The 23,495-nt window shown below is 60.6% G+C and carries 22 protein-coding genes and 1 pseudogene; 12 read left to right on the top strand and 11 right to left on the bottom strand.

The window, feature by feature from the left end:
• Nucleotides 1–309: 309 nt before the first annotated feature.
• The 3 genes and pseudogenes from M2333_RS13340 to M2333_RS13330 form a co-directional block, all read right to left on the bottom strand.
• A pseudogene (locus M2333_RS13340) lies at nucleotides 310–453 on the bottom strand (IS3 family transposase); the annotation flags it as partial.
• 83 nt (nucleotides 454–536) lie between these two features.
• On the bottom strand, nucleotides 537–1,226 hold the full coding sequence (locus M2333_RS13335; protein ID WP_264612083.1) for a PEPxxWA-CTERM sorting domain-containing protein: 690 nt from the start codon (nucleotides 1,224–1,226) through the stop codon (nucleotides 537–539).
• Nucleotides 1,227–2,071: 845 nt separating this feature from the next.
• Complete coding sequence (locus M2333_RS13330) at nucleotides 2,072–2,353, bottom strand: hypothetical protein (protein WP_264612082.1); 282 nt, start codon at nucleotides 2,351–2,353, stop codon at nucleotides 2,072–2,074.
• 92 nt (nucleotides 2,354–2,445) lie between these two features.
• Here M2333_RS13330 and M2333_RS13325 point away from each other — a divergent pair.
• The 4 genes from M2333_RS13325 (at nucleotide 2,446) to M2333_RS13305 (ending at nucleotide 6,885) form a co-directional block, all read left to right on the top strand.
• A protein-coding gene (locus M2333_RS13325) for an IS5 family transposase (RefSeq protein ID WP_264612081.1) occupies nucleotides 2,446–3,212 on the top strand; the annotation gives its coding sequence in 2 pieces (ribosomal slippage) (nucleotides 2,446–2,758 and nucleotides 2,758–3,212; 768 coding nt in all).
• Nucleotides 3,213–3,885: 673 nt separating this feature from the next.
• Entirely contained in the window at nucleotides 3,886–4,269 is a 384-nt protein-coding gene (locus M2333_RS13315; protein ID WP_264612080.1) for a hypothetical protein, read from the top strand.
• Nucleotides 4,266–5,537 carry a methyltransferase family protein gene (locus M2333_RS13310; RefSeq protein ID WP_264612079.1) on the top strand — a complete coding sequence of 424 codons (1,272 nt, stop codon included), beginning with the start codon at nucleotides 4,266–4,268 and terminating at the stop codon, nucleotides 5,535–5,537. The genes M2333_RS13315 and M2333_RS13310 overlap by 4 nt, the downstream gene beginning before the upstream one ends.
• The gene (locus tag M2333_RS13305; protein ID WP_264612078.1) at nucleotides 5,530–6,885 is read left to right on the top strand and encodes a cytochrome P450; all 1,356 of its coding nucleotides are present in this window, start codon (nucleotides 5,530–5,532) and stop codon (nucleotides 6,883–6,885) included. Before M2333_RS13310 ends, M2333_RS13305 begins: the two co-directional genes overlap by 8 nt.
• Nucleotides 6,886–6,890: 5 nt before the next feature.
• Here M2333_RS13305 and M2333_RS13300 read toward each other — a convergent pair whose 3' ends face one another.
• A complete protein-coding gene (locus tag M2333_RS13300) occupies nucleotides 6,891–7,298 on the bottom strand; it encodes a thiol-disulfide oxidoreductase DCC family protein (RefSeq protein ID WP_264612077.1) in 408 nt (135 codons plus the stop codon).
• Nucleotides 7,299–7,826: 528 nt separating this feature from the next.
• Nucleotides 7,827–8,405, bottom strand: a complete 579-nt coding sequence (locus M2333_RS13295) for a hypothetical protein (protein WP_264612076.1) — start codon at nucleotides 8,403–8,405, stop codon at nucleotides 7,827–7,829.
• Between the two features lie 104 nt (nucleotides 8,406–8,509).
• Between M2333_RS13295 and M2333_RS13290 the strand changes: the two genes are divergently transcribed.
• The 6 genes from M2333_RS13290 (at nucleotide 8,510) to M2333_RS13265 (ending at nucleotide 13,100) form a co-directional block, all read left to right on the top strand.
• Nucleotides 8,510–9,112, top strand: a complete 603-nt coding sequence (locus M2333_RS13290; RefSeq protein WP_264612075.1) for a hypothetical protein — start codon at nucleotides 8,510–8,512, stop codon at nucleotides 9,110–9,112.
• A 188-nt stretch (nucleotides 9,113–9,300) separates the two neighbouring features.
• On the top strand, nucleotides 9,301–9,642 hold the full coding sequence (locus tag M2333_RS13285; protein ID WP_264612074.1) for a type II toxin-antitoxin system RelE/ParE family toxin: 342 nt from the start codon (nucleotides 9,301–9,303) through the stop codon (nucleotides 9,640–9,642).
• Nucleotides 9,643–9,646: 4 nt separating this feature from the next.
• Complete coding sequence (locus M2333_RS13280; RefSeq protein WP_264612073.1) at nucleotides 9,647–9,970, top strand: DNA-binding protein; 324 nt, start codon at nucleotides 9,647–9,649, stop codon at nucleotides 9,968–9,970.
• A 105-nt stretch (nucleotides 9,971–10,075) separates the two neighbouring features.
• The gene (locus M2333_RS13275; RefSeq protein WP_264612072.1) at nucleotides 10,076–10,858 is read left to right on the top strand and encodes a phage Gp37/Gp68 family protein; all 783 of its coding nucleotides are present in this window, start codon (nucleotides 10,076–10,078) and stop codon (nucleotides 10,856–10,858) included.
• A 33-nt stretch (nucleotides 10,859–10,891) separates the two neighbouring features.
• Nucleotides 10,892–12,142: a three-Cys-motif partner protein TcmP gene (locus M2333_RS13270; RefSeq protein WP_264612071.1), complete on the top strand. Its 1,251-nt coding sequence runs from the start codon at nucleotides 10,892–10,894 to the stop codon at nucleotides 12,140–12,142.
• A gap of 10 nt (nucleotides 12,143–12,152) precedes the next feature.
• Nucleotides 12,153–13,100, top strand: coding sequence for a hypothetical protein (locus tag M2333_RS13265; protein WP_264612070.1), 948 nt, complete (start codon nucleotides 12,153–12,155; stop codon nucleotides 13,098–13,100).
• On the opposite strand, the gene M2333_RS13260 is transcribed toward M2333_RS13265, so the two are convergent.
• The 6 genes from M2333_RS13260 to metX form a co-directional block, all read right to left on the bottom strand.
• A complete protein-coding gene (locus tag M2333_RS13260) occupies nucleotides 12,997–16,218 on the bottom strand; it encodes a restriction endonuclease (RefSeq protein WP_264612069.1) in 3,222 nt (1,073 codons plus the stop codon). The genes M2333_RS13265 and M2333_RS13260 overlap by 104 nt on opposite strands.
• A 568-nt stretch (nucleotides 16,219–16,786) precedes the next feature.
• Nucleotides 16,787–17,653, bottom strand: a complete 867-nt coding sequence (locus M2333_RS13255) for a pirin family protein (RefSeq protein ID WP_264612068.1) — start codon at nucleotides 17,651–17,653, stop codon at nucleotides 16,787–16,789.
• Nucleotides 17,654–17,768: 115 nt separating this feature from the next.
• Nucleotides 17,769–18,992, bottom strand: coding sequence for a multidrug effflux MFS transporter (locus M2333_RS13250; RefSeq protein ID WP_264576970.1), 1,224 nt, complete (start codon nucleotides 18,990–18,992; stop codon nucleotides 17,769–17,771).
• Between the two features lie 136 nt (nucleotides 18,993–19,128).
• Nucleotides 19,129–19,722: a methionine biosynthesis protein MetW gene (gene metW / locus M2333_RS13245; RefSeq protein ID WP_181561002.1), complete on the bottom strand. Its 594-nt coding sequence runs from the start codon at nucleotides 19,720–19,722 to the stop codon at nucleotides 19,129–19,131.
• Nucleotides 19,715–20,170, bottom strand: a complete 456-nt coding sequence (locus tag M2333_RS13240; protein ID WP_264612626.1) for a GNAT family N-acetyltransferase — start codon at nucleotides 20,168–20,170, stop codon at nucleotides 19,715–19,717. The genes metW and M2333_RS13240 overlap by 8 nt, the downstream gene beginning before the upstream one ends.
• Nucleotides 20,171–20,175: 5 nt before the next feature.
• Nucleotides 20,176–21,315, bottom strand: coding sequence for a homoserine O-acetyltransferase MetX (metX, locus tag M2333_RS13235; RefSeq protein WP_264612067.1), 1,140 nt, complete (start codon nucleotides 21,313–21,315; stop codon nucleotides 20,176–20,178).
• Between the two features lie 138 nt (nucleotides 21,316–21,453).
• On the opposite strand from metX, the gene hisC reads away from it, so the two are divergent.
• Both hisC and M2333_RS13225 read left to right on the top strand, forming a co-directional pair.
• A complete protein-coding gene (gene hisC, locus M2333_RS13230; RefSeq protein ID WP_264612066.1) occupies nucleotides 21,454–22,569 on the top strand; it encodes a histidinol-phosphate transaminase in 1,116 nt (371 codons plus the stop codon).
• Nucleotides 22,569–23,477 carry a prephenate/arogenate dehydrogenase family protein gene (locus M2333_RS13225; protein ID WP_264583903.1) on the top strand — a complete coding sequence of 303 codons (909 nt, stop codon included), beginning with the start codon at nucleotides 22,569–22,571 and terminating at the stop codon, nucleotides 23,475–23,477. Before hisC ends, M2333_RS13225 begins: the two co-directional genes overlap by 1 nt.
• Nucleotides 23,478–23,495: the final 18 nt, after the last annotated feature.

Here is a 23,495-nt window from a genome sequence, read left to right as displayed (position 1 = left end):
CATTTGGGAGCGGACCTGAATTCATTTAAGCAAAGCTCATCCATCAACCCTTGCCCCAACCGGTTGCTAAGGCAGTTCCGCCTCGCAAGATGCGCAACATTCCATGAGACGCACACGGGGGGCACCCCCGGATCAGGGGGTTTTTGCGCGCCTGCACTCAACCCTCGGAGCGGGCATCCAATTTAAGGGGTTTATATGTTGCGCGCTGCTTGTCTGGCTTGAACCGCGCCGGGTTCGTCGGAGGCCATTTGGTTTAAGTTACGCAGCAATGGGTTGGTCGTCCAGCATGGCGTAGTAGCGTTCTTCGGGTTAAGCTGGCGAGATATTGCCGATGAGCTCGAGCAGACGCCTGTTGTTGAACCCGTCGACCCATTCAAGCGTGGCATATCCCACGGCTTCGAGCGATCGCCATGGTCCTCGCAGATGGATCACCTCGGCCCTGTAAAGGCGATTGAACCCGCTTGTTAACAGACATCGAACAGAGCAAAGCCCGCCGGATTGCTCCTGCGGGCCTCACGGATACGCTGAGTAAAGTCTCAGGCGAAGCGCACGCTTGATTTGCGTCGGCGGTCGCGCATGGAGAAACCAATGGCACCAAATCCAACGAGCATCATCGCCCAGCTTGCAGGCTCTGGAACTGCTGCTACCGCCGACGATGGGGTTCCAAAGACTGCGGTGACGTTAGCCTGCTTTCCATTCAACCAACTATAATTGACGTTGGTCGCCGGAGCATTGTCTGGACTGAACCAGATACTACCAGTGAGCTGTTCGTTGTTGGGCGCGGTGGGCGTGGCGCCCAGAGCGAGATAATAAGAAGAATCCGCCTCTGGCGCACCGAAGGATGTAATAAAAGCGGCGTAGCGATAACCTGTCGCCAGATTGAGATTGATATTCTCGAACGTATGCGTGTAAAGCTCGAGAAGACCCTGATTTCTTTCGTACACCACATTTGCGATTGCAGAACTGTATAGCTCAGGGCCTACAGTACGACCATTTATTTGATCGAACGCGAACACCACGAAGCGCAAACCGTTATTAGTATTGCTGCTGGTAGTGAATGACCATGACAACAGTGCATCGCCCGGAGCAACGAACGTTTGTCCCACGGTTTTCGCAGCGTCAGCACCCCATCCGATTGAGACCGTCTGATAAGCGCTCTGATACACGGTCGTCGTCGCAAAGGCCGGATTTACCGTCAAAAGCCCACCGATCGCTGCAGCAGCCATTTTAACTCTACTAATTTTCCCCACGTTACTCTCCCAAAAAAAACATCCTTCCGCGACAACTTGGTTTGTCAACGAAATCAAAAGCGGTCAGGCGCAGCGCGCTGACCTTGGCACTCTGAAGCGATGGGCGCCATGAACCGCGCTGCATTCATGGAGCAGCCAAGTCAGCGTTCACTTCCGTGGCTCAGCTTCTGAAAGCTGGGGTTGCTCCAGGAAGCAATTCATACGTTGTGGGCATTGAACGGGTAAATTGGCGGCATCTCCACAACTCCGCCGCTCGGCTAAAGATCTGGGTCGCAATGATCTTCAGCCAGCTACTCCGAACAACACAGCAAAATTAAGATTACGGATCCATTTTCCCACGCGGTTTTTCTTCTCTTTTTAGATGGGTAAAGCCTCTGCTGCAGGCTCGAAACCCCCTGTTAAGGGGGGCAGACGATGGAAAACGCGCATCGTGTTGCAATCTGGTCCATCTGGCGTTCACGCGCCGTTAGGTTGTGGTTTCCACAACCGAAGACCTGCTAAGCCGAAGATCCGCCAACATTGCCGCCCGATCGTTGGCTCGGGAATAGCGACAATGTCCCAGTTAATGGCATAATCCGCCATATGAATGGATGGCCGCTTTCAGGATGTAAAGGGGAGGAGCGGAACGTCTGAAATTGGGGCGGCTTTGCCTGGGCGCTAAGAATTGCTCTAGCGGCGGGTTTTGGCGTGAGCGGTCACCCTGCTGGGAAATGGGAACGACTGACTCTGGTCGAAGGCGGCCACTGGAATCGCCGCATTTGAACGTCTGGTTCGCTTTATCTGCACCTATTAGGCCGTGAACCCATTAAGCAGGCGATCTGCTAATTCGGGTTTTTCCATTGATCGATGAGACGGCCAACACGGCTTGCGTGCTTTGCCAAAGGGGTGTCCGATACACCGTCAAAGTCCATGGCCCTCAGGATACCCCATCCCGGGGGAGTGTCTTCCCCCAGTTCAAGTTTGGCGCGGAAACTAACAAACCAGTCCGCCCATCGCTGTTTCAGCGCCGGTTGCCAACCACCGGCAAGCTCGTCCGTGCTCGGAGGCAGTTGTAACTCATCCATCAGATTGGTGAGTTGCGTCTTGAGAGGTTCAGGCAGCATCGAGCGATCCACTGTGATGGAGTAACATACCTATATCCCGGCCTGAAATCCTCAGCCTTTTCTTTTTCTGAGGTTTCTGATTCAGCATCGGCATGAGCCGATATGATCTGACCGACTTCGAGTGGCGCATGATCGAGCCCTTGCTGCCCAACAAATCCCGAGGCGTCCCGCGTGTTGACGACCGCCGCGTCCTAAACGGTATCTTCTGGGCGCTGCGATCCGGCGCTCCGTGGCGCGATCTTCCCGAGCGCTATGGTCCGCGCACCACCTGCTACAACCGCTTCGTGCGATGGCGAAAAGCAGGTGTGTGGGATCGGATGATGGATGCCATCACTGCCGCCTATGATGGTGACATCCAGATGATCGACAGCACTTCCATTCGGGCGCACCAACAGGCTGCGACGGCAAAAAGGGGGATCGAGATCATTGTCTCGGTCGCTCCAGAGGCGGGCTCACGACCAAAATCCACGCGGTCGTCGATGCGCAAGGGCTCCCGATCCGGCTCGGCCTGACCGCTGGGCAGGCGCATGATGGCCAAGTCGCAGACGATCTGCTCAACCACCTTGGACCGCATATGATCGTGCTCGCTGACAAAGCCTACGATGCTGATCGCATCCGCGCGCTCATCGAGGAGCAGGGCGCTACGCCCAATATCCCGCCCAAATCCAATCGAAAGTGGAAGCCTTGCTTCAGCAAGCGGCTCTATCGTGAGCGCAATCTGATCGAGCGCTTCTTCTCCAAACTCAAGCACTTCCGGCGCGTCGCCACTCGCTACGACAAGTTAGCGGAAAACTTCCTTGCCATGGTACAGCTCGCTTCAATGCGCCTATGGCTCCGCGCTAATGAGTCTACGACCTAGCAGACAGTCCAGAACGTCCCAAACCTTGCCGATGAACTTCGTAAACGCTAAACTAAACGGCGTAAATCATTGATATTTAACATAATTCTTATTATCGCACTTTTTGTCCGGCGAGCTATGCGAGCGCCTTACGTCCCAATTTTGCGCCTTCGCTATTCCTGCGACCGAAATGTCGGACGATCCGGAAAGTCCGCTTTTGGCTTCACCAAATCAAATAGCGGAAGTTCGTCAAGGATAACCGCACAAGACGTTCCAGTTCCCGCGACTATGGTGAGCCGACGCCGGAAAATGTGCGCGTTTCGACGGCGAAGGCCGCCAAAACGCTGCCGACCATCATCGTCGTAACATCCCATGCACGTGCCAGATCACGGAACCGCGAGGAAAGAGGGCATTGCTCGAGCGAACGACGGGCTCTTCACCACGAGCCCGATCATTGAAGAGTGCCCGCACCCGGCCGACCAGCGCACGCCGGATCGGTGCGGTGGACAGAAGTCGAATATCCGCCATAGACTGATCCAACGCCGGAGATCGCCTTCGTCCTTTGAACACTATTGCTCGCCGGCTAATACTTGCAAGAAACATTCATGCAGCGGCTCAAGACTTTTGCGCAAGGCTTTGGTGAGAGTTTAAGTCCAAAGCGACGAGACGAAATTGGGGCGCATGTATCGGGGGCATGCAGGGGATGACGTACGCAATCAGGGGCGGCTTCAAGGCGTTGCTATTGACTTGGGCCGCCATACTATTTGTCTGGCGCGTCCTAGCGGCCTATGACCATGTGCGCCGGGGCGATCCCGATCTCCTCCTCGCTTTTCCCCTCGCCGTCATTTTCCCTGCGCTGCTGGTCCTGTTGCTGTCGCTTATGCCGGCCGCCCGGTCGCGCGAAGGTGTATTGATGCGGATCGGGACGATGGTGCAGCTATGCCTCATCGTCATGTTGCCGCCGGTCGCGCTCTATCTCGCGCTCGGTCTCCCCGTCGTCTTCCTTGTCGTGGAACTTTTCGAAACCCGCGTGCCTGCGGCCATTCGCGATCCGCTCGTCAGGATGGCGGTCAGATGATCGACGTGGATCTGCCTGCGCCAATGATGTGGGCGTTGCGATGGCTGCTTTTCCTCGGCCCGGTCGGCGCCGTGCTCGTCATGGCCCACGCCAATCGAACGGACCAACGCAAGATCGTCGGCGGACTCTTCTCGTTCCTTTATGGCTTTGCGATGATCTTCGTCACGCACCAGCTTGCGCTGGACCTGGGCTGGTGGCGCTACGGCGGCAAGGTTTTGATGGTCATGGGCATGCCGGCCGACATCTGGATCGGCGGGGCGCTATTGTTCGGTCCCGTGATGTATTTCGCCTTCCCCACCGTCAAACCGCTGTTCCTGGTCCTGCCTATCATCATCGGATTGCACGGGACGATCTTCTCGTCGCTGAGCCCGCTGGTCGAGGCGGGGCCATATTGGTTTCCGGGCGTGATTCTGGTGTTCCTCGTGGCGCATATTCCAGCCATCTATCTGGCCCGTTGGACAGCACGAGAAGAAAATCTGCCGGGCCGCGCTGCCCTGCTGGCGGTGGGATACGGCTTCCTCGCCTTTCTTGTCCTGCCGTCGCTGATCATGCATGCGATGGGAGGGAGTTGGGACATTGTGGACCGGCCGGCATCGCTGATCGCGCTCTGCCTCCCGCTGCTGGGGCTTTGCTTTGTCGTCGGTCTGTCGGCAGTGCAAATGTTCGTGCTGCACGGCGAAGGCACGCCCATTCCGCTCGATAAGACCAAGCGGCTCGTGCGGACCGGGTTGTTTGCCTATGTCATCAACCCGATGCAGATTTCGACTGCGCTGGCGTGGATCGTCATGGGCCTCGCACTGGGCAATATCTGGGTCGCGTCCGCTTCAGTGATGGCATGGGTGTTCGTCGCCGGCATGGTGCGCTGGCATCATCGCAACGACCTGCTCGTCCGCTTTCCGGAGGGATGGCCGATCTACCGCGCCAATGTGCCGGAATGGTGGCCTAGATGGCGGCCTTGGATCCCCAAACCCGCCACGCTGCGCTACGATCCCGAGGACCCCCGGCAGATGCGCCTGGTGCGTTGGCTGGAAAAGCGGCAGGCTCAGGGACTGCAATTCCGGCCGGAAGCGGGTAGTCCATTCCGCTACACCGAACCAGACGAAACCGTGGGGTTCGATGGTTCGGCGGCAGTCGCCAAAGCCGTCAATCACATCCATTTTCTGTGGGCGCTGACAGGCGCTGCGATGCTGCTCCCGATCCTGGCAATGCGCTATATGGCGACGTCGCGCGAAAAGCTGGCGTCCGTGGAGCTCGCGGACCATGGCTGATTCAGTCAGGCATCCCCGGACCCTCACCCTCGGCCTAGGCTTTCTGCTGCGGATCAAACGGGATCAGCTGGCCTTCTACGACCATATGAAGAGCAGCTACGGCGACGCCGTGCCGCTTAGGCTGGGGCCTTATCGATCATGGCTGCTGTTCCACCCCGATCATGTCGAGCAGGTGCTGACCAAGCAGTGGCAATGCTTCGTCCGGTTCGAGAAACTGACCAGAGTCGTCGCTCAGTGGACCGGCGACAACATGCTGCTCGCCGAAGGCGACGCCTGGCGGGAACGACGGCGCAAAGTGTTGCCTGCGTTCCAGACGCGACGTCTCCCCGCCTATTGCGCCAAGGCGGTCGAACACGCCAGGCTGCTCTGCGACCGACTCGCCAAACAGGCCGATAAGGACGGACTCGTCCGCATTGACACCGACGCCATCATGGCCCGGCTGACGCTGGACATTGCTTCTAGCACCTTCTTTGCCAGTGCGCCGCCCGTCAATGGCGAAGAGGTCGAGCGGGCAATCCAGATCTTGTCCGACACCGCATTCCGGGAATCGACGTCACCGTTCACCCTTCCCGAATGGCTTCCCCTCGCCGCCAAGCGCCGCAAGCGCTGGGCCATGCAGGTGATGGACGAGCTGGTCGGCGATCTCGTCGATGCCCGCCTCCGACAGGATGACGAGGATCATGGCGATCTGCTCTCAATGCTCATCGAGCAGCATGAAGGTGATCGGCAGGCTGTCCGCAACGACGCGATGAGCCTGTTGATCGCCGGCCATGAAACGTCCGGCGCATTGCTCAGCTGGATATTCCACTGCCTCGCGCGTTCTCCGGATTGGCTGGAGTCGCTGACATCGGAACTCGCCGCCGCGCTCAACGGACGAAAGCCGGTCGCCGATGACCTCGCGTCTTTGCCGATCCTACGCGCGGTGGTCGAGGAAGTGCTTCGGCTCTATCCGCCGGCGTATTCGCTGTTCCTGCGCCGGGCGGTGCAGGATGTCGCCATGGATGGCTTCACCATTCGCAAAGGCGATCTCGTCCAGATCACGCCTTATGCTTTGCACCGAGATCAGCGCTGGTTCGCTGAGCCGACACGGTTCGATCCAACGCGTTTCCTGAAAGAGGCGTCTTGGCCGCGTTATGCCTATCTGCCGTTCGGCAACGGTCCGCGCGTCTGCATCGGCCAGAGCTTCGGGATGATGGAGGCCTGCCTCGTTACCGCGACACTTCTGCAGCGCTGGGTGCCGTCGGAGACCCATGGGATCGTCACGCCCGCACCCAAATTCTCGCTTCGTCCCAGCGGCGGCCTACAGATGACGTGGCGCGCGGCCAAGCAGAGCTCGGGCGCAGAATGAGAAGTTCAAGGTCGGTCGATGAACCGGTGCCGCATCGCTTCCGGCGGTACGAAGCAGCGGTCGACTTTTCCGAACCAGCGATAGCGATTGCGTGCGACTAGAACATAGACATAGTCGCGAACCGGTCGTGGCACGATGCGCAGGGCGCGCAACCAGCTATAGGGCGGTTTCAGATGGCGCAACAAAGCCAGCCCGGCATCCGATCGGGTCAAGCCGAGGCCGTCATCGACCACGAGATACGTCCGTTGCAACTCCGCCTCATTTAGACCGTAGCGGGCGGCAACTGCCAGTCCATGCGGTGACCAGGCGCTCACAAACATGATGCCCTGATCCCGCTCATGAGCAAGGATGAAGTGCACCCACTTGCTGCACAGGACGCAGTCGGTGTCGAATATGATGGTCGTGACGGCCACGCAGGCCATCTACACCGCCGCATCGCCCCGGGCCAGCGAGCGCGTATTCAGGCCTGCACCGAGGAAGTTTCCGGATGATTCACCTGAACCCGAATGCGTTCGATGAACAAATGTCAGGTTTCAGGCATAGCGGAACAGGTGTCAGATGTCCGATTGCAGGGGCGGGTGCCGCCGGACTGGCTGATGAGACCCGAATAACTGGTTTTGTCGGCAGCAGACGTTCGCGTCGGCGGGTCTGAACGACCGACACTGGTCGGCAGCCGCCCCAAGAGCGGTCGTTCCGAGGATCAGATCGCGCCATCGAAACTTGCCGTTCGTTCACAGTGACGTTGCGGGCATGATCGGCAAACATTGGGACATTCCCGAATGTCTCCTTTGGAGCGCAGATCGAGATAGGCGGACGTTCCCGGGATCAGACCGAACGAAAACCTTGCGACCGCAAGGCCTTCATCTTTGCCGTTCCGCGCGCTGATAACCAATTTCATAAGCAGTCATCTTTGACCGGAGAACTAGCGGGCCGGTAATTTCTTACGCAGGCCCGGCTACTATCGGAACCCCTTGATTCGAGGCGATGATACGATCATGAACCAACCCCGCTCGAACGAGATTGGGACGCAATTCGGTCAAGGCTTCATACAGCGATGACGCGAGCTGGGCGACGCCCGACATGTCGGTCTCATGCGTACCTTCCAACTCGTAAGCGTAGCGGTGCTTAACGAATAGATCCGCATATCCCGGCAAGTCCTCGGATAGCGTCCGATGATAGCGTTGCTGATAACGGGCAGCGACCGTCGCCTGTGTATCGGATGTGAGGCGACCGTAGAGATCACTGTGATCGTGGCCGTGGAGATCCTTGCCAGCCTTGCCTTCAATGGTGAGCAGCGCCTTGAGGTAAATCTCGACGGCGAACGCAAGCAATACGAGGGCCGGCGGGAACAGAAAGGTCTGGCCGTCTCCCCGCAATTCGAGGCAACGCAAAGCGCATTCGTGATAGTTCCGGCCGTGATCAAACATCCGGTCCGTCATCGGCACAGGACCGCGCTCACGCACGCGGGCTTCCATCCACTCTCGTATGTGGTCAGGAATTCCCGAACGGCCGAGGGTCATGAGGGCACCATCATCGCAGCGGAGGCTACACTTGGTTCCGAGCAGGGCGACAGCAAAAAATTGGTAGCGTTGGTTGGCTGCGGAGCACGCGCTATGCTCGTGGCATGAACGTCGCCGATCAGCTGCCCAGCATATTCCAGGCCAATATCGATCGCCTCTATCGCCGGGTGATCGTCGTGACGCTGGATCAGCTTCCGGCACACAACCCGCCTGTGGTGGGGGAAACGAGCAGCATGGACGAATTCTTGGCCCGATGCGCCGCCCAGGTTGACAACCACACGGCCAATGAAGCTGCCAAGGCGTTTGCGCTAACCCTGGACGGCTTGTTCGAGCGCCAGTTGTGCCGTTGGGCTCATGCTCATGGCGAGCAAGCCGGCAGCATGGAGACGGCGCTTCCCGCTTGTGTGCGGATTGGTGGCCTCGATCTGGCGGCAACGGGTATGGCAGATGACCTCAAGGAGTTGCATCTGGTCGCCAATGTGGTCCGTCATGGCGAAGGTCGGTCATGCAAGGAACTGCAGGCGATTGCGCCACTGCTTTGGGACAGCACGTCGCTCGACTATTACGATCTGGCGCCCGCACCGACGCCGGCAAGCGAAATGCTCCGGATTCGGGCGGGCGATATCCTGCGCTACGCGCGCGGGAGTGGACGGTTCTGGGGCCATTTAGACCCGTTGCCCATGGCGGTGCTCGATCCACCTTATTAGTCGCGGATTGCAGAACGGCGGTTGGCAGGGCGGCGAGCTTCATTGCTCCGTCGAACGCCTCCAAATCCCAGCCTGCTGAGATACGCGCTGGCCCCGCCGATAGGCATTGGCTACTTGCGATGCCTTGAGGGACCGTCAGAGCCTACTGGACAAGCGGTAACGTATATGTTACTGATCGGATCGTTTGGATGATCGTTCAAGAGTATATTCGGGAGGATGGTTCAAATCCGTTCGGGTCCTGGTTTGGCGATCTCGATCCGCAAGCGGCGGCGAAAGTCGCCACGGCGACATTGCGATTGGAGATGGGCAATACCTCGAACGTCAAATGGATCGGCGGCGGGCTGGGCGAGTATCGGATCGATTGGGGACCAGGCTATCGCCTCTACCTCGCTCAGGACGGTGATACCCTCATCATTCTGCTCGTAGGTGGAACGAAGAAGCGGCAACAGGCCGATATCGACCGGGCCGGCGCGCTACTGGCAGAATACAAGGCCCGAAAGGCGGCTGCGAAGCCACCGGGCAGGAGATGACGACATGGAACTGACCCGCGATTTCAAGGAGACGGTGAAGGAGCGCGCGGCGCGTGACCCTGCCTTCGCCAAGGCCATGCTCGATGAAGCGGCGACGCTGTTTCTCAATGGCGAGCCCCATACTGCGCGCCTCATCTTGCGGGATCTTGTGAACGCTTCGGTGGGCTTCGAGACGCTTGCCGTCGAAACCAATAAGCCCAGCAAGAGCCTTCATCGGATGCTCTCCGAAAAAGGCAATCCGAGCATGGATAACCTCGCCGCGATCTTTGGTGCCGTCCGCAAACGGCTCGGCGTCGATATCCAGGCTCACGCGGTCGAAGCGGCATGAATATCGCCGCTTCAACGTGTTCCCATTATGTTCCAGATGGTATAAAGGCCGCGCGACGGGCAATCGGCGCACGAATCCAGGCCCGGACTGTGCAGCGAGAACGGCATGGCTGAAACGCAGATTGAATGGACGGACGCCACTTGGAATCCAGTCGCCGGCTGCTCGATCATCAGCGCCGGATGCACGAACTGCTACGCCATGGAGATGGCGAAGCGGCTCGAAGCGATGCGGATGGAAAAATATGCCGGACTGACCCGGCGAAGCGGCAAGCGCACCATCTGGAGCGGCGTCGTCCGGGAAGATCAGGCGTCGCTCGCCATTCCCCTGCGCTGGAAAAAATCGCGCAAGATATTCGTCAATTCAATGAGCGACCTGTTCCACGAACAGGTGAGCGATGCCTTCATCCTTGAGGTGTGGCGGGTCATGCGCGAGACTCCGCACCACAATTACCAGATTCTCACCAAACGCCCCGAGCGCATGGCATCCATCGTCTCGACCCAAATCCAGGATATCCTGCCCAATGTATGGTTGGGCACTAGCGTCGAAGATGCTGATGTTGTGAGCAGGATCGATCATCTTCGAACGGTGCCAGCAGCCATTCGCTTCCTGTCGTTCGAACCATTGATCGGTCCCGTCGGAGATGTCGATCTGTCCGATATCCATTGGGCCATCGTGGGCGGCGAGAGCGGCCGATCGGCCCGGCCGATCCGGGAGGAGTGGATCGACCAGATCCATCACCAGTGCACAGAATACGAAACTGCTTTTTTCTTCAAGCAATGGGGAACGTGGGGCAAAGACAACAAACGCCGGTCGAAGAAGGCCAACGGCAGAGAATATCGCGGACAAACCTGGGATGAGATGCCGTCCGCCTTTGCGAGTGCCATGTGATCACAAGGGGAACGGCGTTGCTAAGGGGGCACGATGGCGGAAAAGCCGTATGAGTGGGCTGATGGTGCGACGCTGGAAGATCATTCGCGGCGCAAGCACAAGATACTTCGGGAGTATTTCTCCGAGTATCTGACTGTCCGCTGCCAGCTCCCCAAACAGGAACGGTTCCGGTTAGCGATCGTCGACGGGTTTGCCGGTGGCGGCCGCTATCAGTGCGGCACCGCCGGCTCGCCTCTGATCTTCGTTGAGGAACTGAAGCGGGCGATCGAGACGGTTAACGTCCAGCGCGCTGCGCAAGGCTTGGGGCTGATCGAGATCGAATGCCTACTGATCCTGAACGATCATAATCGAGACGCGATCGAGGCGCTCAAGGCGAACATCGCGCCTCTGCAGGCGGAGATCGTGGAGAATGTCCCCAAACTGCATCTGCGTATTGCGTACATGACCGAAGCGTTCGAGGTCGTTTATCCGCAGATGAAGGCGCTGCTCGACCAAGGTCGCTATCGCAACGTCCTCTTCAACCTCGACCAGTGCGGTCACAGCCATGTTCAGCGCCAGACGCTGCTCGACATCATGCGATCCTATCATTCGGTCGAGATATTCTACACCTTCGCGATCGAGGCCCTGGTGTCTTTCCTGCAGAAGTCTGACCCGGTCCAGCTAGCAGCCCAGCTTCGGCCCTTCGATATCGATGCCACCAATCTGGGCACGCTCAATGGCGCGATGAGCAAGAGCAATTGGCTCGGCGCAGCTGAGCGATTGGTGTTCGAAACCTTCCGGACCTGCGCGCCTTTCGTCAGCCCGTTCTCGATCAATAATCCCGATGGGTGGCGATATTGGCTGATCCACTTCGGCAATTTCTACCGCGCTCGTCAGGTCTATAACAACATCCTGCACGGGAACAGCAGTGCCCAGGCGCATTTCGGCCGCTCGGGGCTCAACATGCTGAGCTACGACCCGAGGCACGAAGACGGGTCGCTATATCTCTTCGATCTCTCCGGCCGCGAGGCGGCGAAGACGCAGCTTCTGACAGACATCCCCAAGCTGATTTCTGGGTCCGGTGACGTCATTGGCGTGGGCGACTTTTACGAGAGCATCTACAACACGACGCCGGCGCATACGGATGACGTGCACAGCGCGATTATCGAGAATCCCGATGTCGAGGTCATAACGCCCGCTGGCGGTGAGCGGCGCAAGGCGAACACCATCGCCATCGGCGATATGCTCAAGCTCAAGCCGCAGACGAGTTTCTATCCGATGTTCCTCAGAGAGCCGCGGAAATGAGGGCGACTCCATGACAAGCATCATCGCCCGCACTGTCCGGCCCGTCCATTTCGAGGATTTTGGCGGGCAGGATTTTGAGCGTCTGGTCTTCGCCTATCATCTGCGCGCAGGTTGGAGCGATCTCGCATGGCATGGCCAGACCGGCAGTGACCTCGGTCGCGACATTGTCGGGATCGAACATTTCGAAGACTGGCAACCTCGCAGCACCGTGATCCAGTGCGTCAACCGCGCGAGCCTCACCGAAGCGAAGGCCACACGTGACATGGAAAAGGCGTGCCGCGCTCCGAGCGGCGTGCCGGACGCCTTCAAATTTGTTTGTCGGGGCGCCGTTTCCAGCGATCAGCGCGATCGTGTAAAATCAGCCGGTCGTAAGCTCGGCATCCAGATCGTCGATGTCTGGTCAGGGGTGGAGTTCGAAGAAGCGCTCCGGCTGCGTGCGGAATTTCTGCTTCAGCGTTTCGTCGAGGGTGTCGTTTTCCCAGACGCCGAGAGCGAGCTGCGCCGGTTCGTCGATGACTTTCCCGACTTGTCCGATGAGGACACCCTGCGGATCATGGCCGCAGTGTTCGAGCGGCCAGCCTTCCGAACGCCCTTCCAGGCTGAAAGCTCTCTACCCGCCTTTCAGCAGGCGATCGAGGATACGATCGGCGCGCTCAATACCGGGATCTGGCGAACACGGGACGGAACGGAAATTCGCCGATTGCCGTCGCTGCACACCCTGCGAGATGCCGGAACGCGGGCAAAAATGACGAAAGTCGTGCGCGAGCTCGACGAGATTCGCCGAGTCTTCAAACACCACCTTGCCGATCAGAGCATTCGGCACTGTTCCTGCGACGATCCAAACTGCCCTGTTTTCATGGTCGATCATAGCGCCGCCCGCGCCTTGGACGAGGCCCGCACCAAGGCATTGAGGACATTCCGGCGAGCCTGGCCGTCCTTCGATGTTTCGGTCGCATGACGACCTGGACCGATCGGGATCTCCTGCGGCTCGACGCTGAGTTCGCCCAAGCCGGCGTTGCCATGCATGCGCGCCCCATGCGTGCCGCGATGGCGATCCGTTCCAACACGTCCGTTGCCGCCATTCTAATGAGAGCGCCGAGGGACAAAGTAATGGTGGCTGAGAGTTGCTGGTTCGCGCCCGCCGGCGCGATGTCCGTCCCGACAAGCGCCGCCGCTTCAGACCGTGTTAGGATCCCTTCAGAGACAAGCGGTCCAACGATTTTGGATAAGGTCGGTACGTCGCTATCCTGATCCGCGTCGAGTTCCACCGCCTGCTCTGCGGGCACCAGCCAGTCCACGACGTCGATCAGGCCGGCATCGATGCAACCGATCGCTTTTTGGAGAGCATCGGCTTCTTCGTGATCACACCCGGAAACCGTAAGCCGCATTTGTAGCAAGACAGAGGGGAGATGCGACGAGATGGTAAGCCCATTGGGATGCGCTTCCAACTTGTCGAGAAGGCCGGCGCGATAGGCTTCCAGAAGGCCCGAAATGTCGAGATGAATGTGCCAGTCGTTCCAAGATCCAGCGAAAGTGAGATCGAGCGGCCGGGCGCCATGCCGGATCAGACGTGGCTCCAGGATGCCGGGATGGTCGACGCCGTTTAGGCCGAGATGGAGCCGTAACAGGGTTGGCTCATCCCCGCGGGCATAGAGATGGCTGGGTATCGCTCCGGAGCGATAAAGCGCGCCGATCCGCTCGCCATCTTCGACCAAATTCTGGATGAATGTCTTTGCCTCGTCGATATCGAACGTGACAATTCTGGGATCGCCCGCGGCCGCCCGCTCGATGATCTTGGGCATGAGCCGATGACCTTCTTCGCCCAGACCGAGGTCAATGGATTGACCGAAGGCGGCATAGACCTGATCCTCCTCAATGCCGCTGGCCAGAGCGGATCGCAGGAGATCTCGGGCAAGATCGGGTGCATCACGTCGGAGGACCTGAGACCATTGTAAAGCCCCTGTGGAGGTCAGTGCACCCTCGCTCAGTGCACGGCGTATGAGGGGGACGCTCTGGCTGATGCTGCCAAGCCGTGCTCGGATCTGTGCTTCAAAGAGCTGATCGACGAGCCCGCCATCGGCCGCCAAGCGCGCTGCCGTTTGCAACGCGCCGCGCAAATCACCAGCGCGTGCAAGCGCTTCGGCCTTGAGCGTTTGAAGATCGGCGGGCAGAGCGTTGCCGAATGCGCGAGCATGGGTATCGAGGAGGATGAGCGCCTCCTTGTGATCACCACAATTCAGAGCCGCGTAGATCGCCAAGCGGATGGCGTTTGCCGTCCCGAAGGCGATCAACCGATCGCGGTGACGATTGAGGATCGCGAAACGGCCCTCGCTGGCTGCCAGTTCGGCGATGCTGAGTGCAAAGGGCTTTGGCGGATCGCTTGCCAGGCTCTCTGAGAGCAAGGCCTCGGCGTCATCCCAATCACCATCGTCCTGTGCCTTCCGGACGGCTTCGGATGCTTGGTCCTCCCCCTCTCCCCGGAAGCGGGTAATGTAGAATGTGGCCTCCGCGGCGCTGGCTTCACCCTGGCTCGCCAAATTTTGTTCGAGGAAATCTGCCGCGCCAAGTGGATCGCCGGCTTGCGCGAGCAGCATGGCGAGAACCTTGACCGTTGGTATGTCGGCGCCGTGCTCATAGGCTGATCGCAGAGCCATTCGGCTCGCCTCCAGATCAATCTCGTAGCCGCGCATAAGAGACCAGGCGACAACCATCGGCTCGCCCGGCTGCTCACCCAAAATCTCCCTGGCCAGATCCCCGGCTTCACGATGCCGTCCGCGAGTGTTAGAAAGGATTGCCAGCCGCCATTGCCGATCATCCCGCGTGACGAGCGAAGCGGGTATTGCGTCGAGCTGCTGCAGGGCCGCTGCGAGATGGCCCTGAGCGTCTTCATCCGTGAGGACAAGATCGCCATCGATCGGATTGGGCACCAAAAGCCAGGTTGAATCCAGGATGGGGGACAGGGCGAGCGCATATCGAACTGTCGCTCCGTTCCGCAGCAATGCGAGCCATGGGCCTGCCAAGGCTTCTGCTTTTTGGATCAGAGCAAGCGCTTCAAGCCGTTGATTGGCTCCAAGCCGTTCCAAAGCCAGCAACCGCAATGTTTCAGGGTCGTTGGGAGCCTCCTCGTCCAACGCAAGAAGGATTTCGCGCGCTTCAGTTGCTGCCCCTGTTGAGAGAAACATGGCAGCAAGCAGTTGTCGGCCCGAAATCGATGTCGGGTCACCCAGGACGGCAATACCTGCCTCTGCGCCGTCGCGCTCGGCCGCAATCCGCGCTATCAAGCGGGGTTCGTCGGGCGCATGGCAAGCGTCGGCAAGATCGCTCTTGGTCTGAGCTGTGTGGATATCGTCTTCGGAGAGCGCCAGCGACCCTTCGAGCCTGAGGATCATGGCCTGCGCTTGCGGGGTTAGCTGCGACCAACGATCGGATGCATGCATCTCGTCGGCAAAGCGTCTGACGGCACTATAATCGCCCTGGCGAAGATCGCTCAGGGCAGCTTCGACACGCTTCGAGACCTCGCCCGATAAAAGGGCCTGAAGCTCCGCTAGCTGAACGACGGCGCCGGAACTGAGCATTGAGGGGCTGCTGGAGACCGGGCCCGCTGGCATGGTCGCCGGGCCGCAGATGGAATTGGCCCAATGCTCTTTGAGATAGCCGGCGGTCAGGAGGCGGTGGGGTCGCAACTTCCGAACAAGTTGGGCTGGCCCCCAAACCTCGTATCGCACCCCAAGCTGCGCGAACCGCTCCACCTCCAGGTCGATTTGATCCTGAATATCAATCTTGGCGAGGTTGGTGGCGGAAGTGGCGAGGACGAACCGACGGACATTCCGTTTGGACCAACGGTCGTCCCAATGGTCGAGCATCTCAGTCGACCATTTGGCGATATTGGCGGCCGTCGCGCTCTGATAGCGTTTACACGAACCGATCTCGATCCCTGAGCCATCGGCGCGTCTCGCAATGACATCAACGCCATAATCCGTCTGCGGCCCAGGTGTTCCATGAAGTTCACTATAAGAAATCCCGTCTTCTTCCTGAAAAAGGTCGACGATGAGACGTTCAAAGCGCGGCCAATCCAATTGATGGAAAGGTGGTGGGTCAGAATCGTGAATGGGGGCTGGCGGTTCAGAGATTGTCACTTCGTGAGAATAGCATCACCGCCATTCTGTTCAACATACGTTCTTATTTTCTTGCCGTGTAAATGAAGACGACCGGGGCCGTTGTGTGGGGCCTCACGCGCAACCTTTCAGGCTTGGCATCGCCATGATCCTTAGAGTCCACCTTAAATAATATACCGTATCATTCTAATCGCTGTGCATGGGCGTCGATAGGTCGACTAGCAGGACGCAGCGGAGCTGGTCGACACGCAACTGAAATGGAAATGATGGGTCATATCCCGCCTTCCGTGCTCGGTCGGCCCGGCGGCGAATGCACTTGCAACTGACGCAAATTATCGCCATCAAATATTTTCGTAGATTGTTGTAATTAAATAGTTTTATTTAATGACTTGTTTTCGAGGCGCGGTTGTCCGGCAGACATCTATTATTGAGGCGCCGTTATCTGACACGGACTCCCCGAAATAAAATTGCCTCTGGCGGTTTTCCGCCATTTTTCTGAGGCGGCCTTTTCTGGTCTCAACACCGGTGATCACACGGACGCGCCAAACCGCCCGCTGTTGAAATCATTGATCGCGGCGTGGATTTCCGCTTCGCTGTTCATCACGAAGGGCCCGTAGCCGACAATCGGTTCGTCGATCGGTTCACCGGTGAGGACGAGCAGGCTCGACTCACCTGCGGCCTGGATTTGAACATCCTTGCCATCTTGGCTCAGCAGCAGAACCTCGGCCTCATCAAGCGGCTGGGTGCCATTGATTGTGAGGCGGCCGCTCAGCGCGACGATCAGGGCAATGTGTCCCTCCGGCAGATCGAGCGTCGTGTCCGCGCCTGCGTTCAGCCGCACATCCCACACGTTGATTGGCGTGAAGGTGCGCGCCGGCCCCTGAGTGTCGCCAAGTACGCCCGCGATGATGCGTGCGGTACCCGTATCAGCACCGAGGTCGAGGGTGGGGATGTCTTCGGCCGAAATCGCCTGATAACCCGCCGGCCCCATCTTGTCCTTGCCGGGCAGGTTCACCCATAGCTGGACGATCCGGAATGGACCACCGGCGCGCGCGAAGGCTGGAGAATGGAACTCCTCGTGCAAAATGCCGCCCGCGGCCGTCATCCACTGCACGTCGCCAGGGCCGATGATGCCGCCATTGCCCGTGGAATCGCGATGCTCCACTTCGCCATCGTACACGATGGTGACCGTCTCGAATCCACGATGGGGATGCTGTCCTACGCCCCGTCGCGCCTGCGTCGGTTCGAACGCGTGCGGCCCAGCATAATCGAGCAGCAGGAACGGGCTGATCTGTTGCCCAAGGTCATGATAGGAAAAGAGCGAGCGAACCGGGAAGCCATCGCCGACCCAATGACCATGATTGTTGCCGAAACGGCCGAGAACTGCCTTGCGCACAAACGATCTCCGCAGGCGGGCACGGGCCAGCCTTTCCCTATTCAGATAGGGTGAGGGCCTCAGGAAATGAAGGACGGACGGCGCAGTTGCTCGTCCGGCGCTCGCCCGAGACCGCTCAGCGCGGCGGCAGTGGGGGCCGCATGGCGTTGCGGCGCGGGCGGGTGAAGAGGCGTCCGCGCTCGGCCAGCAGGATGAAGACGAGCGCGACCAGACCGGTGGCCATGAAGCCTTCCGCCAACGGCTGGGTGGTGCCGTCGAACCTTTGTCCGGTCGCCGCCCCGATCAGCGTGGCAATCGCCATGCGCGCAAAGCTCTGGAAGCTGGCGGCCGATCCGGCGATGTGACCGAAGGGCTCCATGGCGATCGAGCCGAAGTTCGATCCGGTAAAGCCGACCATGCCCATGTTGAGCGCGATCAGCACCATGAACAGCAGCAGCGGCTCGGGATGCATCTGGCTGGCCAGCAGCTGAGCAATGCTGACGGCGATGAAGAAGATGAGCGCGAGGTGCGAAACCCTGCGCGCACCGAAGCGCTCGACGATGCGGCTGTTCGAGAAGTTCGCCACCGCCATCGACCCTGCCACGCAGGCGAAGGCGAGCGGGAAGAAGGCCCCGGCATCGAACACGTCGAAGAAAATCTGCTGCGCGCTATTCAGGAAACCGAACATGCCGCCCATCATGATCCCCGCGCCGAGCATATAGCCCAGGCCCTGACGATCCTTGACGACCGCCGCCCAGTTGCGGGCGATGACCGGCAGGGAAATGCGCTGGCGCTGGTCTTCATCCAGCGTCTCCGGCAGCCGGCGCCATGTCCACACCAGCACGATGCTGGCGTAAGCCGCCAAGACGAGGAAGATCTCGCGCCAGGATGCCACGGTCAGCACCAGTTGACCCACGGAGGGAGCGATGACCGGCACCAGCATGAAGATGATGAAGATCACGCTCATCAGCCGCGCCATGGTGTCGCCCGAGTAGCGATCGCGGATCACGGACACGGCGAGCACGCCCAGGCCCGCGGCAAAGAAGCCGTGCACCGCGCGCATCGTGAGCAGCATCTCGTAGGTCGGCGCCAGCGCGCTGGCGAGGCCGCCGAGCGCCGAAAAGGTAATGCTGAGCAGCAGCATCGGCCTGCGCCCGAACCGGTCCGCCAGCGGGCCGGCGACCAGCGATCCGACGGCATTGGCCAGCATATAGGCCGTGATCATATATTGCAGCGAATTGGGATCGGCCACGTTCAGGGATGCGCGAATCGCGGGGAAGGCCGGCAGCATCGCATCGATGGCGAGCGCATTGAGCGCCATGATCGACGCCATCAGGCCGACAAATTCACGTTCGTTCATGGGAAAGGGCTTGGCCGCAGCAGTCATCTCGTCGTTTCGCTGTTCTGTTCGTGGCACGCCCTATGCACCGCCTGCTGCGATCTGGCCACCCCGTTGTTGCACTGCAACATAATTCGGAAGGATGGTGTGGCGCCCATCAGGCATGCAGCAGGAAGACGGCGTGTTCGGCGAACAGATTGGCATTGGCCGATCCGGTCGTGCGACCATGGTTGAGGAACCATTGGGCATCGATGGTCCAGCCTCGCTCACGCACCAGCGCCCGAAAATCGTCGATGGTGAGGTGGTGGATGTTGGGCGTGTCGTACCAGCGCTCGGGCAACAGCGGCGTCACCGGCATCCGCCCGCCCCACATCAGCGAGAGGCGCCCGCGCCAGTGCGCGAAATTCGGGAAGGACACGAACGCCTGTTTGCCGATGCGCAGCAGTTGCTCGATCACCTTGTCAGGCCGCCGCGTGGTCTGGAGCGTCTGACTGAGGATCGCGAAATCGAAGCTCTTGTCGGGATAATAGCCCAGGTCGGTGTCGGCATCACCCTGGACGACCGGCAGACCGCGTCCGACGGCCGCGGCGACATTGGCCGGATCGATCTCCAGCCCGCGCACATCCGCGTGTGCTCCGTCGCGCATCGCCGCCATGAGGGCGCCATCGCCGCACCCCACGTCCAGCACCCGAGAGCCCGTGGTGACGTGGCGCGCGATCAGCGCAAGATCCGGACGCAGGCCGTCAGTCATGCGGCGAAGTCTCTTCGCCATTCAGCAGCGTGTCGAAGGCGGGGTCGAGCCGTTCCATATAGCGGTCCGGCCTTCGCGGACTGCGGAATCCGAGCGGGGCATAGACGCCATGCGCATCGAGCGTGGTGAGGCCGATACGCCGGATGCCCTGGAAATCAGGATGATTGAGAAACCACTGGACCATGCGGCGTGCCAGTCCAGCCCCGCGCGCGGCTTCATCGATCCACACGTCGCTCAGCCAGGCAAATGTGGCATGGTCGGTGATCATGCGGGCGAAGCCGACTTGGGTGCCGTTGCGATAGGCGCCGAGGCAGTGCGATCCGTCAATGGCCCGGTCCACCAGCGCGCGGGCGATGCCGGGCGACCAATAGCTCGAGGCTAGCCAGCCATGAATGCGTGCGCGGTCCAGCCGGGCCGGATCGTCGCTCAATGTGATGTCATGGGGCATCCCGGTCACGCGCCGCCTCTCAGGAAGCCGTCGAGCACGCGATTCATCTCCGGCGCATCGAGCAGGAAGCTGTCATGCCCGAAGGGGCTCGAAAGCTCGACGAAGGTTGCGGCCCGACCGGCGGCATGGAGCGCGTGGACGATGTTGCGCGACTCTGTCGTCGGGTAGAGCCAGTCGGTATCGAAGCTGATGATGCAGAACCGCGCCTGCGTCCGCGCGAACGCATTGGCCAGGCTGCCGCCATGATCCTCCGCCAGATCGAAATAATCCGTCGCCCGCGTGATGTAGAGATAGCTGTTGGCGTCGAACCGCTCGACGAAGCTGATGCCCTGGTGGCGCAAATAGCTCTCAACCTGGAAGTCCGCATCGAAGCCGAAGGTCTTCGCCTCCCGCGCCTGCAGCTTGCGGCCGAACTTTTCGGTCAGCCCGGCTTCGGAGAGATAGGTGATGTGCGCGGCCATGCGTGCCACCGCCAAGCCCGCAGCCGGGGGCTCGCCGCTCGCATAATAGTCGCCGCCGCGCCAGCGCGGGTCGGCCATGATCGCTTGGCGCCCGACCTCGTGAAAGGCGATGTTTTGCGCGCTGTGACGGGCGGTGGTGGCAATCGCCAGCACGGCGCGCACGCGCTCGGGATAGAGGGTCGGCCACGCCAGCGCCTGCATCCCGCCCATCGAGCCGCCGACCACGGCGGCAAGCTGGGCCACGCCCAGATGATCGAGCAGCATCGCCTGTGCGCGGACCATGTCGGCGATGGTGATGACGGGAAAGCGCATCGCAAAAGGCGCACCGGTGGCAGGATCGATGCTGGCCGGGCCGGAAGAGCCGAGGCAACTGCCCAACACATTGGCGCAAATGATGAAATGCCGCTCGGGGTCAATGGGCTTGCCGGCCCCCACGGCGCGCGTCCACCAGCCGGGCTTGCCGGTCACCGGATGTTCCGACGCCACGAACTGATCGCCGGTCAGCGCATGGCAGATCAGCACGGCATTGCTGCCCTGCGCGTTCAGCGTGCCATAAGTTTCGTAAGCGATCTCGACGGGCGTCAGGCTAGCGCCGCTATCGAGCCGGAGCGGCCCTGCCAGCCGGATGGACCGCCGCAGGCCGAAGCGCTGGTCTGTGGAAGCGATGGCACTCTCCATGGACATGATCCAGCGCTTGAGCCGAAGAGCGGATATTGTCAATCGGGCCGGCCGGCCGGGGCTGTCGAGCGCATCATCGCGGAGCTTTGGGCGAATCGCACAGGCCTTTGCCAATTGCGCGCAGCGGGGCTAAAGCGCCACGCCATGACAGACGATCTTCAAAAGCCCGCCGCACCCGTCGCCAAAGACTGGATCATGGCCATCGCGCCTTATGTTCCGGGCAAGTCGAAGGCGGATGATGGCCGCGAGGTCGTGAAGCTTTCGTCCAATGAAAATCCCTTCGGCACAGCCGAGCCGGTGCGCGCGGCATTCCGTTCCGCTGCCGACTGCCTGGAGCGCTATCCCGACTCCGCTGCGGTTGAGCTGCGCGAAGCGATTGCGCAGCGGCACGGGCTTGACCCGGCCCGGATCATCTACGGCACCGGGTCGGATGAAGTGCTGCACATGGCTGCCGGCACCTTCGCGGGCGCGGGCGATGAGATCATTTTCATGCGCTATGGCTTCTCCGTCTACCCCATCGCGACGCGTCGCGTCGGCGCAGTGCCCGTCGAGGTCGCGGACAAGGATTATGCGACGGATGTCGATGCCATCCTGGCCCATGTCACGGATCGCACCCGGCTGGTGTTCCTCGCCAATCCGAACAATCCCACCGGCACCTATACGCCCCGTGCCGAGATCGCGCGCCTGCATGCCGGACTGCCGCCGCATGTGCTGCTGGTGCTGGATCAGGCCTATAGCGAATATCTCGACGCCGAGGATGACGATGGCGGGCTGGAGCTGGCCCGCACCGCACCCAATGTGCTGGTCACGCGCACCTTCTCCAAGATCTTCGGCCTTGCTGCCGGCCGGGTGGGCTGGGGCTATGCCAGCGCAGACGTGATCGACGCGATGCACCGTATTCGCCAGCCCTTCTCCTTCCCCATCGCCTCGTCCCGCGCGGCGGTCGCGGCGCTGGAGGCCCAGGACTTCGTGGAGAAGAGCCGCGCCCACAACAGCGAATGGCGCGCCTGGTTCGAGACGGAGATCGGGGCTCTCGGTAACAAGGGCCTGCGCGCCGTCCCCTCCAAGGCCAATTTCAGCCTCGTACTGTTCGAGGGCGAGACGAGCGCCGAGACGGCCTATAAGGGCCTGATGGACGCCGGCTATATCGTGCGCTGGCTGCCCGGGCAGGATCTGCCCAATGCCCTGCGCATCACCATCGGCACGCCGGAAGACATGAAGGGGCTCGTCGCTGCACTCCGCCGGATCGTCGGCGCCTGATGCTGCCCTTTTCGCGCGTTGCCATCATCGGGCTGGGCCTGATCGGCTCGTCACTGGCGCGCGCCCTGCGGGCCTATGCGCCGACCGTGCGGGTGGTCGGGCACGATGCCAATCCGGACGTGCGAGAGACCGCGCGCCGCATCGACCTGTGCGATGATGTGACGGACACGCCCGGCGCGGCGGTGATCGATGCCGATCTGGTGGTGCTGTGCGTGCCGCCGGGCGCGATGGCGCCGGTTGCCGAGGCCATTCGCGACGATTTGGCGGCCGATGTCATCCTCTCGGAGGTGGCCTCCTCCCAAGCCAGCATCATTGCCGAAATCCACCGGGTCCTGCCCGATGTGACGCTGGTGCCGGCGCATCCGGTTGCCGGCACCGAGAATAGCGGCCCGGAGGCAGGCTTTGCGACGCTGTTCCGCAACCGCTGGTGCATCCTCACGCCGCCGGCCGGGACCGATCCGGTCGCGGTCACGCGGGTCGAGGCGCTGTGGCAGCGACTGGGCGCCAATGTCGAGATCATGGATGCCGCGCATCATGATCTGGTGCTGGCCGTCACCAGCCATTTGCCGCACCTCATCGCCTATACGATCGTCGGCACGGCCAATGATCTGGAGAGCGTGACGCGCAGCGAAGTCATCAAATATTCGGCCGGCGGCTTTCGCGACTTCACCCGCATCGCCGCGTCCGACCCTACCATGTGGCGCGATGTCTTCCTCACCAACAAAGACGCGGTGCTGGAGATGCTTCAGCGCTTCTCGGAGGATCTCTCGCAACTGCAACGCGCCATTCGCTGGGGCGATGGCGATGCGCTGTTCGAGCATTTCAGCAAGACGCGGGCGATCCGCCGCTCGATCATCGAGCAAGGGCAGGACGACGCCGCGCCTGACTTCGGCCGGCAGCACGAATAATCGGCCGCCGAAACACAG

Source organism: Sphingobium sp. B11D3B (assembly GCF_025961735.1).
In the GTDB taxonomy this organism is placed as follows: domain Bacteria; phylum Pseudomonadota; class Alphaproteobacteria; order Sphingomonadales; family Sphingomonadaceae; genus Sphingobium.
This window is presented reverse-complemented; position numbering and strand designations above follow the sequence as displayed.

What these genes read in the sequence shown, in the direction of transcription:
- M2333_RS13305 (WP_264612078.1), top strand. Translation starts at nt 5,530, where the DNA reads ATGGCTGATTCAGTCAGGCATCCCCGGACCCTCACCCTCGGCCTAGGC.
- M2333_RS13290 (WP_264612075.1), top strand. Translation starts at nt 8,510, where the DNA reads ATGAACGTCGCCGATCAGCTGCCCAGCATATTCCAGGCCAATATCGAT.
- M2333_RS13265 (WP_264612070.1), top strand. Translation starts at nt 12,153, where the DNA reads ATGACAAGCATCATCGCCCGCACTGTCCGGCCCGTCCATTTCGAGGAT.
- M2333_RS13285 (WP_264612074.1), top strand. Translation starts at nt 9,301, where the DNA reads ATGATCGTTCAAGAGTATATTCGGGAGGATGGTTCAAATCCGTTCGGG.
- metW (WP_181561002.1), bottom strand. Translation starts at nt 19,722, where the DNA reads ATGACTGACGGCCTGCGTCCGGATCTTGCGCTGATCGCGCGCCACGTC.
- hisC (WP_264612066.1), top strand. Translation starts at nt 21,454, where the DNA reads ATGACAGACGATCTTCAAAAGCCCGCCGCACCCGTCGCCAAAGACTGG.
- M2333_RS13280 (WP_264612073.1), top strand. Translation starts at nt 9,647, where the DNA reads ATGGAACTGACCCGCGATTTCAAGGAGACGGTGAAGGAGCGCGCGGCG.
- M2333_RS13295 (WP_264612076.1), bottom strand. Translation starts at nt 8,405, where the DNA reads ATGACCCTCGGCCGTTCGGGAATTCCTGACCACATACGAGAGTGGATG.
- M2333_RS13310 (WP_264612079.1), top strand. Translation starts at nt 4,266, where the DNA reads ATGATCGACGTGGATCTGCCTGCGCCAATGATGTGGGCGTTGCGATGG.
- M2333_RS13275 (WP_264612072.1), top strand. Translation starts at nt 10,076, where the DNA reads ATGGCTGAAACGCAGATTGAATGGACGGACGCCACTTGGAATCCAGTC.
- metX (WP_264612067.1), bottom strand. Translation starts at nt 21,315, where the DNA reads ATGTCCATGGAGAGTGCCATCGCTTCCACAGACCAGCGCTTCGGCCTG.
- M2333_RS13270 (WP_264612071.1), top strand. Translation starts at nt 10,892, where the DNA reads ATGGCGGAAAAGCCGTATGAGTGGGCTGATGGTGCGACGCTGGAAGAT.
- M2333_RS13225 (WP_264583903.1), top strand. Translation starts at nt 22,569, where the DNA reads ATGCTGCCCTTTTCGCGCGTTGCCATCATCGGGCTGGGCCTGATCGGC.
- M2333_RS13250 (WP_264576970.1), bottom strand. Translation starts at nt 18,992, where the DNA reads ATGAACGAACGTGAATTTGTCGGCCTGATGGCGTCGATCATGGCGCTC.
- M2333_RS13315 (WP_264612080.1), top strand. Translation starts at nt 3,886, where the DNA reads ATGCAGGGGATGACGTACGCAATCAGGGGCGGCTTCAAGGCGTTGCTA.
- M2333_RS13240 (WP_264612626.1), bottom strand. Translation starts at nt 20,170, where the DNA reads ATGCCCCATGACATCACATTGAGCGACGATCCGGCCCGGCTGGACCGC.
- M2333_RS13330 (WP_264612082.1), bottom strand. Translation starts at nt 2,353, where the DNA reads ATGCTGCCTGAACCTCTCAAGACGCAACTCACCAATCTGATGGATGAG.
- M2333_RS13335 (WP_264612083.1), bottom strand. Translation starts at nt 1,226, where the DNA reads ATGGCTGCTGCAGCGATCGGTGGGCTTTTGACGGTAAATCCGGCCTTT.